Source organism: Paraburkholderia sp. BR10141, from assembly GCF_056155635.1.
Genome location: NZ_JBMIQH010000006.1, coordinates 316,397 through 327,208 on the forward strand (window position 1 = coordinate 316,397; position 10,812 = coordinate 327,208).

At 64.9% G+C, this 10,812-nt stretch carries 8 protein-coding genes and 1 pseudogene; 8 read left to right on the plus strand and 1 reads right to left on the minus strand.

Features of this window, described 5'->3' with window-relative positions:
- The first annotated feature begins 68 nt into the window (after positions 1–68).
- From ACOJB8_RS11780 to ACOJB8_RS11810, 7 genes and pseudogenes are all read left to right on the plus strand, one after another.
- Positions 69–1,280, plus strand: coding sequence for a porin (locus ACOJB8_RS11780; protein ID WP_475012646.1), 1,212 nt, complete (start codon positions 69–71; stop codon positions 1,278–1,280).
- Between the two features lie 120 nt (positions 1,281–1,400).
- Complete coding sequence (locus tag ACOJB8_RS11785; protein ID WP_406952701.1) at positions 1,401–2,144, plus strand: (Fe-S)-binding protein; 744 nt, start codon at positions 1,401–1,403, stop codon at positions 2,142–2,144.
- Positions 2,141–3,535, plus strand: coding sequence for a lactate utilization protein B (locus tag ACOJB8_RS11790; RefSeq protein WP_069262486.1), 1,395 nt, complete (start codon positions 2,141–2,143; stop codon positions 3,533–3,535). The genes ACOJB8_RS11785 and ACOJB8_RS11790 overlap by 4 nt, the downstream gene beginning before the upstream one ends.
- Positions 3,522–4,109, plus strand: a complete 588-nt coding sequence (locus ACOJB8_RS11795) for a LutC/YkgG family protein (protein ID WP_069262485.1) — start codon at positions 3,522–3,524, stop codon at positions 4,107–4,109. The genes ACOJB8_RS11790 and ACOJB8_RS11795 overlap by 14 nt, the downstream gene beginning before the upstream one ends.
- A 12-nt stretch (positions 4,110–4,121) precedes the next feature.
- On the plus strand, positions 4,122–6,362 hold the full coding sequence (locus ACOJB8_RS11800) for a cation:proton antiporter (RefSeq protein WP_069262484.1): 2,241 nt from the start codon (positions 4,122–4,124) through the stop codon (positions 6,360–6,362).
- Entirely contained in the window at positions 6,359–7,165 is an 807-nt protein-coding gene (locus ACOJB8_RS11805; protein ID WP_069262483.1) for a bestrophin-like domain, read from the plus strand. The genes ACOJB8_RS11800 and ACOJB8_RS11805 overlap by 4 nt, the downstream gene beginning before the upstream one ends.
- A gap of 64 nt (positions 7,166–7,229) precedes the next feature.
- A pseudogene (locus ACOJB8_RS11810) lies at positions 7,230–7,466 on the plus strand (hypothetical protein); the annotation flags it as partial.
- Between the two features lie 292 nt (positions 7,467–7,758).
- Here ACOJB8_RS11810 and ACOJB8_RS11815 read toward each other — a convergent pair.
- On the minus strand, positions 7,759–9,120 hold the full coding sequence (locus ACOJB8_RS11815) for an NYN domain-containing protein (RefSeq protein ID WP_475012649.1): 1,362 nt from the start codon (positions 9,118–9,120) through the stop codon (positions 7,759–7,761).
- Positions 9,121–9,393: 273 nt separating this feature from the next.
- On the opposite strand from ACOJB8_RS11815, the gene ACOJB8_RS11820 reads away from it, so the two are divergent.
- The coding region (locus ACOJB8_RS11820) for an alkaline phosphatase family protein (protein ID WP_475012650.1) at positions 9,394–10,812 on the plus strand (1,419 nt) is incomplete at its 3' end.

Genomic DNA, 10,812 nt, shown 5'->3' on the forward strand with positions numbered 1-10,812 from the left:
GGCGCCGCGCTTCGGCCGCGCACGCGCATGCAGCGCAGCGGCCCATCTCCCTTCGACAAGACAACGACATGGCAAATCTCGTCAAGCGCACAGCGCTGGCGCTGGCTTCGTGCGCCCTCGCGACGAGCGCACTCGCGCAATCTTCAGTCACGCTTTACGGCACGGTGGACGCGGGCCTCATCTATTCGACCAACCAGCAGACCACGCACGCAGACGGCAGCACGAGCGGCCACGCCAACTGGCAACTGGGCGGCGGCAACCTCGTGCCGTCGCGCTGGGGTCTCACGGGCAGCGAGGACATTGGCGGCGGCACGAGCGTCAATTTCACGCTCGAAAACAGCTTCTTCTCGCAGAACGGCGCACTCCTGCAGGGCGGCACGCTTTTCAACCGCAACGCCTGGGTGGGCGTGGCGAACAGCCACTACGGCACGCTCACGCTGGGTCGCCAGTACGATCCGTTTTCCGACGATCTGGGCGCCTATGTGTCGAGCAACAACTGGGCAACGCTCTATGGCTCGCACTTCGGCGACGTGGACAATCTCAACGAAGCGTTCAACTTCAATAACTCGATCAAATATGTGAGCCCGAGTTTCGGCGGCTTCACGATAGGCGGTCTGTTCAGTTTCGGCGGCGTGGCGGGGAATTTCTCGCAGAACCGCGGTTGGTCGGTGGCGGCGAATTACGCCAACGGGCCGCTTTCGCTTTCTGCCGGCTACCTCGAGTTGCGCAATCCGCTGCAGGCGGCGTTGGGCGGGGAGAGCGGCTATATCGGCGACTTCAGTTGCAGCAATCCGAATGCGTCGTACTGCGAACTACAGAACGCGCAGCGCTTGAGCATTTTCGGCGCGGGCGGCTCGTACGCGTTCGACAAGGTTAGCGTGGCGCTCAGCTATACCCATACGCTTCTTTCGCAGAGCCAGTATTTCGCGGATGCGGCACGGCCGCAGGGCGCGGACATCTCGTTCGATATCACCGAGCTGAATACGTCGTGGCAATACTCGCCCGCGCTGCAGTTCGGCTTCGCTTATATCTTCAACGACGCTCACCCGGACGGCGGCTCATCCACACGGCTTCACCAGATCAATCTGGGCGCGGTCTACAGCCTCTCCAAGCGCACGGCAGTTTATGCGGTGGCGATCGGCCAGAAGTCGTCGGGGGCGGGTCTCGGGATCGATGCCGCGAGCGGGGCGACGCAGAATCTGGCGCAGATTCCGAACCTCGTGAATTCGAACTCCGACAAGCAGCTTGCCGTGATCGCGGGCATTCGCCACAACTTCTGAGTGAAAAGCCGCGGCGCAGCATGATGCACCGCGGCAACGCGCAGCGCATACACGCTTCGCGCGACGCCCGCGCCGTTCGGCAGTAGAATGTTCGGGTCCGCTTTTCGTGTGAGCCCGCGCATGAAAGTTGCCTTGTTCGTCCCTTGCTTCATCGACGCGTTCTACCCCGAGGTGGCAATCTCCACACTGGAACTGCTGGAGCGTTTCGGCTGCGAGGTGGACTATCCGCTCGAACAAACCTGCTGCGGCCAGCCCATGGCCAACAGCGGCGCGCAGGCCGAGGCAGCCGGCGCGGAGCGGGTATTTGCGCGCGCGTTCGCGGGCTACGACTATATCGTCGGCCCGTCGGCGAGCTGCGTGAATCACGTGCGCGACCACTTCACCGCGATCGAGCAGACCGAGACCGTACGTAAGGTGCGCGAGAGCACCTATGAACTCGTCGAGTTTCTGCACGACGTGCTGGGCGCGCGCGAATTCCCCTGGGCCGAATTTCCCTGGCGCGTGGGTTTGCACAATAGCTGCAGCGCGCTGCGCCATTTGAAGGAAGCTTCGGTTTCGGAAATCGCGGGTCCGACGTTCTCGAAACCCCTCGCGCTGCTCGAACATGTGAAGGGCATCGAATTCGTGAAGCCGGCGCGCCCCGACGAATGCTGCGGCTTCGGCGGCACGTTCGCCGTGACCGAAGAGGCCGTGTCGGTGCGCATGGGCCAGGACAAGGTGGTCGATCACGTGAGCGCGGGCGCGCAATACATCGTTTCCGCCGACATGTCCTGCCTCATGCACCAGCAGGGCTGCGCCGAGCGCATGAGCGCGGACATCCGCTTCATCCACATTGCCCAGGTGCTCAACGGAGCGCGCGAATGAAGCGAGTCGAACACGCGAAGCTCGCCGGCACGTTTCTCTCGCGGCCGGAGCACGTCGCCTTCCACGACAAGCGTCTATGGGACTTGCGCTCGAAGCGCGACGCCCAGGCGCATGCCATTCCCGAGTGGGAAATGCTGCGCACGCTCGCCTCGCAAATCAAGGCGCATACGCTCTCGCATCTCGCCGACTACCTCGACCACTTCACGCGCACGGCGCAAGCCAATGGCGTGCAGGTCCATTTTGCGGATACGGCCGAGGAACACAACGAAATCGTTTATCGCATCCTGAGCGAGCGCGGCATGACGGCGCTCGTGAAGAGCAAGTCGATGCTCACCGACGAGTGCGAGATGCGTCCGTATCTGGAGTCGCGCGGCATTTCGGTGATGGAGACCGACCTTGGCGAGCGCATCCAGCAGCTCGACAAGCAGCCGCCCAGCCATATCGTCGTGCCCGCCGTGCACAAGCTGCGCGACGACGTGGCCGAAGTGTTCGGCCGCACCATCGGCACGGACCCGCACAACAACGACATTCACTATCTGGCGGAAAGCCAGCGCATGAATACGCGGCCGTGGTTCGTGCGCGAGAAAACGGCGGGCATGACCGGCTGCAATTTCGCGGTGGCGGAAACGGGCACGGTGGTGGTATGCACCAACGAGGGCAACGCGGACCTTTCCGCCAACGTGCCGCCGCTGCACATCGTCTCGATGGGCATCGAGAAGCTGATTCCGCGCCTTTCCGATCTCGGCGTATTCGTGCGCATGCTCTCGCGCAGCGCGCTCGGCTCGCCAATCACGCAATACACCTCGCATTTCCGCGCGCCGCGGCCCGGTGCGCAAATGCATTTCGTGCTCGTCGACAACGGCCGGGCCGAGCGGCTCGCCATGCCCGAGTTCTGGTATTCGCTCAAGTGCATTCGGTGCGGCGCGTGCATGAATACGTGTCCCGTGTACCGGCGCAGCGGCGGCCTTTCGTACGGCAGCACCTATGCGGGGCCGATCGGCGCGATCATCAATCCGACCTTCGACCTCAAACGCTTCAGCGCGTTGCCGTTCGCCTCGACGCTCAACGGCAGCTGCACGAACGTGTGCCCGGTGAAGATCAATATTCACGAGCAGATCTACCAGTGGCGGCAGGTCATCGCGGCACAGCACGAGGTGCCCTTCGTGAAGCAGGAAGTGCTGAAGATGGCTGGCCGGTTGCTCGGCAGTCCGACGCTTTATCGCGGCACGGTGAAATCGCTCGAGGGCGCGTTGCGGCGCTTGCCGAACTTCATGCTCTACAACCCGCTCAATATCTGGGGCAAGCAGCGCGATCTGCCGCACGTGCCGCACACGACGTTCCATGCGTGGTACCGGAAAAACCGCAAGGGAGGCGGCGATGGCGGATCGTGAGGCGTTTCTCGCGCGCGTGCGCGCCGCGCAACCCGCGCACGAACCGTTGCCCGAGGTGCCGTTGTTCGAAGCGCCCGCCGGCGATCTGCGCGAGCGCTTTGGCGCCGCGCTCAAACTGATGGGCGGCAGCGACACGCAGATGCAAAGCGGGGCCGAGGTGCGCGCCATGATCCTGCGCCGCTTTGGCAGCGAGGCGCGTATCGCGTCGGCCACGCCGGAGGTCCAGGGCACGCGCGAGATCAGCGCCGTCACGAAGCCGGCCTCGCTCGAAGACGTCGACGTGGGCGTGGTGCGCGCACGCTTCGGCGTGGCGGAAACGGGATCGCTATGGCTGAGCGAGTGCGAGTACGTGGTGAACGCGCTCGGCTATATCGTGCAGCATCTCGTGGTGCTGCTCGATCCCGCACAGCTGGTGGCGGGGCTGCAGGACGCGTACCGGCGCGACGATTTTCGCAGCGCGCGCTACGCGGCGCTCGTCACAGGGCCGTCCGCGACGGCCGATATCGAAGGCGTGTTGATCCAGGGGGCACAAGGGGTGAGGTCGTTGACGGTGGTGTGGCTGCCGGCGCCGTGACGGTTGCACGCCATGGTCATCCACGTCCTTCTCCTGAGCGGCTTTCTGCTGGCGAGCATCGCGCTCGTGCAGGCGGTGAGCCTGCGCTGGTCGATTTCCGAATCGGTGCTGCTCGCCGGCTGGGGTTTCACGCTGGGCGGCATCTACCTCGTGAGCGGCGAAGCCTGGCCCACGCTCGCCGCGAACTTCGTGATGCCCGCGCTTGCGCCTCGGCTGCCGCCCGAAGCTTACCTTTGGATCTTCCTGCCGCCGCTGCTGTTTCAGGCCGCGCTCAGCGTGAACGTGCGTGAGATGCTCGGCGACGCGGCGCCGATTCTGCTGCTTGCCGTGGTGGCCGTGTTCGTGGCGACCGGCATGGTGGGCGGCGCGGTCCGGCTCACGGGCCTCGGTCCGCTTGCCGACGGTCTCCTGCTCGGTGCGATGATCGCGACCACCGACCCTTCCGCCGTGCTCGCCGTGTTCCGCGAAGTGGGTGCACCCGAGCGGCTCGTGCGCCTCGTGGAAGGCGAGAGCCTGCTCAACGATGCGGCCGCCATTGCCATCGCCGGCGTGCTGATCGCCGCGATCACAGGAGACGCGGCCAATGTCTCGGCAACGGCCGCGCTGCGTGCGCTCGGCATCGCGCTCGGCGGCGGGCTGCTGGTCGGGGCGCTGGCCGGGCGCGCATTCGCGTGGCTCCTGCCGGCGCTGGGCGGCGAGGGCAAAGCCGAGATCTCGCTCAGTTTCGCGCTGCCGTATCCGCTCTATCTCCTCGCCGACCAGATGTTGCACGTCTCGGGCGTGGTGGCCGTGGTCGCGGCCGGGCTCGTCATCAGCGGGCTGGGGAGCACGCGCCTGTCGCCTGTGAACTGGAAGCATCTGCAACTGATCTGGGAACAGATCGCGGCCATGGCGGGCGCAGCGATTTTTCTGCTCGCGGCCATGCAGATTCCGGCCACGCTGCGTGACGCGCAATGGATCGATCTCGTCGCGCTCGCCGTCGTGGTGGTGGCGGCGTTCGCGGCGCGCGTCGTCGTGGTGTTCGGCATGCTGCCGCTACTGAGCCGCCTGCGGCTCACCGAGCCCGTGAGCGCGGCCTACAAGCTCGTGATTGCATGGGGTGGACTGCGCGGCGCGGTGACGCTCGTGCTCGCGCTGGGCCTCGCGCAGGACACGGCGCTGCCCGATTCCACGCGCCGCTTCGTCGCGATCCTCGCGACGGGCTTCGTGCTCGTGAGCCTCATCGTGAACGGCACGTCGCTCAAGCTGCTGATCCGGCGGCTGCGCCTCGATCTGCTGTCGCCCCAGGAGCAGGCGCTGCAGCAAAAGGCGGTGCAGCTTTCGTCGATCGGCGTATCCGAGCGCGTGCATATGGCGGCACGCACCTTTCACATTCCCGATGCGATCGCCGACCAGGCCTGCCATACGTTCCGGCGCAGCGTGGACATCAGCGCGACGGCATTCGATTTCGAGGCGGCGCTCTCGGACCGCGAGCGTCTCGTCATCGGCCTCGTGACGCTCGCGGCGAAGGAGCGCGACCTCATTCCGCAGTATGGCAGCGGCATCATTACGATCCGCAATCTCGACGCCATGATGCGCAACACCGATGCCATGATCGAAGAGGCGCGCGTGGGCGGGCGGCTCGGTTATCAGCGCGCGGCCGCAAAAATACTGGCCGACACGATCGAGATGCGCGTCGCGCGCCTGCTTTATCGCTGGCTGCGCGTGCGGCAGCCGTACGGCGACGCGCTCGCCGATCGTTTCGAACTCCTGATGTGTCGCCGCGTGGTGCTGCATCAGCTGATCGTCTTCAACGACCGCAGCCTCACGCCGCTGCTGGGCGAGCGTCTCGCGGCGCTGCTCAAGACGATCCTCAAGGCGCGCATCGCGACGGCCGAGCATGGGCTCGCGGACGTGCGCCGTTGCTTCGGCCAGGCTTCGGACGTGCTCGAGCGGCGCATGCTGCTGCTGTACGCGCTGCGTGAAGGGCGCGAACGCGTGCAGGCCATGTACGAGGACCGCTCGATTTCGAAGGAGATCTACGATTCGATCCGGCGCGAGCTGGACGCCGCGTGGAAGCTCGCCGTGCCGCGGGCGCATCCGGACCTCGTGCCGGGCGAGACGCAGGCGAAGGAGATTCATACGCGCATCGACGCATTGAGCGTTGGCGGCGCTGAAGCGCACGCAGCGCCTTCGGCACCCACGGCGTCGCACACCGACACCGCCGCACAGGTGGTCAACGCCGCCGCCGAGGAGCGCAGGCCGTCGCCATGACCGAGATCCAGTCCGCGTTGCTCGTGTTCGCGCTGCTGCTCGGCGGTACGGGCCTCGGCGTGCTGCTGCGGCCGTTATTGCCCGAGGAGCATCGCAAGCATGAAACCGTGCAGCTCGTGCAACTCGTGATCGGTATGCTGGTGACGTTTGCGGCGCTCGTGCTGAGCCTGCTCACCGCGTCCGCGAAATCGAGCTTCGATACGGCGACCAACGACATGCGCGCCTACGCCGCCGACCTGATTCAGCTCGATCAACGCCTGCGCGAATACGGTCCCGACGCGGCCGCGGCGCGCACCTTGCTGCGCGCGTATACGGCAAGCGCCATCGCCTCGACCTGGGCTCAGGAAAAGCCGCCGCCGGGAAACTACTATCCACACGATCCGGGCGTCGGCAATGACGAACTCGAAAGCCGGCCGCTCGGCGCGCTGCTCAACTCAGTCGGGCACGAAATCGAAATGCTCGCGCCACGCGACGCCTATCACCAGGCGCTCGTGGGCCCGCTCTCACAGATGTTCGACCGCGTGACCGATACGCGGTGGCGTCTGATCGAAGAGGCGCATGGCACGATTTCGCGGCCGTTCTTCACGATGCTCGCGCTCTGGCTGATTTTGATCTTCCTGAGCTTCGGGCTCGTCGCGCCGCATAACGCGCTGGCGATCGTGCTGATCTTCCTTGGTGCGGTGTCGATTTCGTCGGCCGTCTACGTGATCGCCGACCTCGATACGCCGTTCACGGGACAACTCGTGGTGCCGAGCGATTCGATGCGCGATGCGCTCGCGCACATGAACGCGTCGGCCACGTAGCGACGCGAGCGAGTCATTGCGCTAGACTCGCGCGACGTGACGCGTACAGGAAAGGAGGTTTGCAATGTTGCGCAAGACGCTCAATGCTTCGCGGCTGCAGGAGGAAGTGCATCGGCGCATCCACAAGCTGCAGGAGGTGGTCGAAGACGGCGTGAAGATCGGCGTGCCGCGCCCGCAGTTGCAGGAGCCCGACCGCAGCGGCTGCAACTGGACGATGCAGCACTTTCACAACGCGGCTGGCTTCGAAGCGAGCGTGGCGCGCGTGCTGGAGCAGGTGCAGGCCGAGTACAACCTCGCGCAGGCAAAGGATGAAGCCGTGGAGGACGATGTCGGCCAGCAGGCCGGCACGTGCGATCCGTTCGGGGGAGCGAAGCGCGCCGGCGCTGAGAACCCATTTGGTGGATCGAAACCCGCGCAGGCCGCAAACCCGTTTGGAGTGGCGGGGCCGTCGGGCAAGCAGGATCCTTTCGGCGATACTGCGCCCGCGAGTGAAGATGCGCCGCCTGCGAAGGGCAAACGCCCCGCGAATCCGTTCGGCGATTGACCGATGCGCTGCGCGCCGCCCACTTAGAGCGGCGCGCGTCACGCCATTGTCAGCTTTCTTCCGCTGCGGCCTTGCTGCGCGCGCGACGCGCGCGCGACGGCGCCTTCCTGGCAGCGGGCTCAGCCGGCGCTGCTGCCGGGCTCGCCGGTTCGTCAACGGAACTGGCCGGTGTTTCTGCCGCTTTCTTCGCTGTCTTCTTGCGCGCGGGGCTCTTGCGAGCTGCCGTCTTGCGCGCTCGCGCGGGGGCGGGCGCGGTGGGTTCGACCTCGGCGGCCGGCTCGGGCGCCGCATGCCCCTCGTAGGCCTCTTGCGGCGAGTGGGTGTTCTCGTTCGCGTCGAATGGCAGGGCGGGGAAGGGCGGCTCGGCTTCGTGCCGATGCGCTGGTTGCGCAAGCGCCTCGACCGGCTCGAACGGAATTTCGCCTTGCGCCTCGGCCGGTTGCTCGACTGCGGTTTCGCGCACGTCCGCCGCGCCGCCTCCGCGGCCATTGCGACGGCCCTTGCGCCTGCCGCGCGGCTCCTCGGCACGCGGCGCCGTGCTTTCCGGCGCTGACACGCTGGCGGCGGCAGCCGCGAGCGGGGGCGGGTTCAGCCGCGACACCCAGGTCCCCGACTTGTCGTCGCGGCCCACTTCGAGCAGCCCGCGCGACTGCGCCTCTTCGAGCAGATTGCCGAATGCGCGAAAGCCGTAGCGCGTTTCGTTGAAGTCGGGCCGCCGGCGCTTGATGGCGCTCTTGAGCACCGAAGCCCAGATCTTGCCGCTTTCGCCACGCTCGAGCACGAGCGCGTCGAGCGTTTCGATCGCAAAGGCCACGGCCTTCGACTTGCGCTCGTCGCCGTCCTGCTTCGGCTGTCGTTCGTCGCCGCCCTGGCGTTTCGCACCGCCGCCGTCCTTGTTCTTGCCCCTGCCGTGCGTGTGCTGTTCGCGCTCGAGTTCGCGCACCAGGTCGTCGTAGAAGATGAATTCGTCGCAATTGGCGACGAGCAGGTCGGAGGTGGAGTGCTTCACACCCACGCCGATCACCTTCTTGGCGTTCTCGCGCAGCTTCGAGACGAGCGGCGAAAAGTCGGAGTCGCCGCTCACGATCACGAACGTGTCCACGTGCGACTTCGTATAGCAGAGATCGAGCGCGTCCACGACGAGGCGGATATCGGCCGAGTTCTTGCCCGACTGGCGCACGTGGGGAATTTCGATCAACTCGAAGCTCGCCTCGTGCATCGCGGCCTTGAAGCCCTTGTAGCGCTCCCAGTCGCAATAGGCCTTCTTCACGACGATGCTGCCCTTGAGCAAGAGCCGTTCCAGCACGGGCTTGATATCGAAGCGGTCGATCTTCGCGTCGCGCACGCCGAGCGCGACGTTCTCGAAGTCGCAGAACACCGCCATGCTGATGTTTTCCTGGGGGGAAGCCATGTGATTGATTCGTTCCATCTACGGTGTGAATTCACATGATAGCCGGTTGCACCGCGGCGGGCCGGGAATCGCGATAGCGGCGCCTCACCCCGTGCGGCATGTGGTTGTGTGCGCAAGCATGATTCCTTTGAACGATTTTCGAACGTGGAGCCGTAAAACGCAGTCATTTTATGTTTACCCAACAACTCCTTAACAAGCGTGTAACACAACTTTCATAAGCTTTCCGCGAGTCAAAATCCGTCGGCTGTGTCCGACTTATAACGAGGGACGGTTGTGAAGAAAATACAGTCGCGCAGGGGTGCGCTCGCGATGCTGGCGAGCATCGGCGTATTGGCGGGGTTATCTGGTTGCGGAAGCAACGGCTCAGATGGCGGACCGAAGGTCACCGGTCAGGTGCTCGGCAGCTATATCCAGAATGCGGCAGTCTGCCTGGATGTGAACAACAATGGCAAGTGCGACCAGGGCGAGCCGGTCGCGCGCTCGGATGCCCAGGGCAAGTTCTCGATCTCCGATACGAGCAATGGGTCGTGGAAGTACATCGTGGCCGACCTGAGCGGCGCCACGGAGAACGACGCATCGGGCAAGAACATGGGCACGGCGTTCAACGGGACGGCTACGTTCCGTTCGCCGCGTGGCGTCGGTTCCGTCAGCGCGATCACGACGCAGCTTTCGCAACTGATCGACAGCGGCCTGTCGCAGTCGGATGCTCAAACGCAACTGGCGAACAAGATCGGCACGACGCCGGACGCCCTGCTGGGCGACTTCAATACCAACGGCAACAACGTGGTGAAGGCCGCGAGCGATCAGTACATTGCAACCGTCGTTTCGAGCAAGGCGATCAAGCACGTCTGGGTTATCGTGCTCGAAAACAAGAGTGCGGAATCGACGTACGGCACGACGGCCTCGGATTCGAACCAGGACCCGTACCTGAAATCGCTGATGCCGCAGGGCACGTTCCTTTCGAACTACTACGGCACCGGCCACGTTTCGCTGGACAATTACATATCGATGGTGTCGGGTCAGCCGTCGACGCACGACACCGAAACGGACTGCTTCCAGCTATGGTCCGATATCGTGGATGCCGGCAACGACTCGGCGAACCCCAAGGTTCTCAAGGCAGGTACGGACGCAAACGGCCACGCGAGCGGCGGCTGCGTGTTCCCGGCTCGCGTGCAGCATATTGGCAACCAGATGGAACAGGCCAAGCTCACGTGGCGCAGCTACAACGAGGACATGGGCAACGACCTGAACCGTGACGGCACGAGAACCTGTTCGTTCCCGCGCCGTACCGCGCAGCTTGCGGGCTCGGACCCGGCGAAGGCTGTGGACGGCACGCAGGCCGCGCAGGCGCCTTCTGCTTCGGGTGACGTGGCGGGCGATGAGTACGCAACGCGTCACAATCCGTTCCCGTATTTCCATTCGACCATCGATGATCTGGCCAACTGCGACGCGCACGTGGTCAACCTGCAAGACAACCTGGCAACGGATCTTCAGTCGATTGCCACTACGCCGAACTTCTCCTTCATCACGCCGAACCTGTGTAACGACGGCCATGATGGTGACGGTACGGGCGCGGCAGGCAAGGGCTGCAAAAACGGTCAGCCTGGCGGTTTAGCTTCGATCGACGCGTTCCTGAAGAACACGATCCCGTTGATTCAGGCTTCGCCCGCCTACAAGCAGGACGGCCTGATC

Bases quoted from the DNA above. Each gene is read 5' to 3' on its own strand.
- ACOJB8_RS11795 (WP_069262485.1), top strand. From the start codon at position 3,522: ATGGCGGATCGTGAGGCGTTTCTCGCGCGCGTGCGCGCCGCGCAACCC.
- ACOJB8_RS11800 (WP_069262484.1), top strand. From the start codon at position 4,122: ATGGTCATCCACGTCCTTCTCCTGAGCGGCTTTCTGCTGGCGAGCATC.
- ACOJB8_RS11815 (WP_475012649.1), bottom strand. From the start codon at position 9,120: ATGGCTTCCCCCCAGGAAAACATCAGCATGGCGGTGTTCTGCGACTTC.
- ACOJB8_RS11785 (WP_406952701.1), top strand. From the start codon at position 1,401: ATGAAAGTTGCCTTGTTCGTCCCTTGCTTCATCGACGCGTTCTACCCC.
- ACOJB8_RS11805 (WP_069262483.1), top strand. From the start codon at position 6,359: ATGACCGAGATCCAGTCCGCGTTGCTCGTGTTCGCGCTGCTGCTCGGC.
- ACOJB8_RS11780 (WP_475012646.1), top strand. From the start codon at position 69: ATGGCAAATCTCGTCAAGCGCACAGCGCTGGCGCTGGCTTCGTGCGCC.
- ACOJB8_RS11790 (WP_069262486.1), top strand. From the start codon at position 2,141: ATGAAGCGAGTCGAACACGCGAAGCTCGCCGGCACGTTTCTCTCGCGG.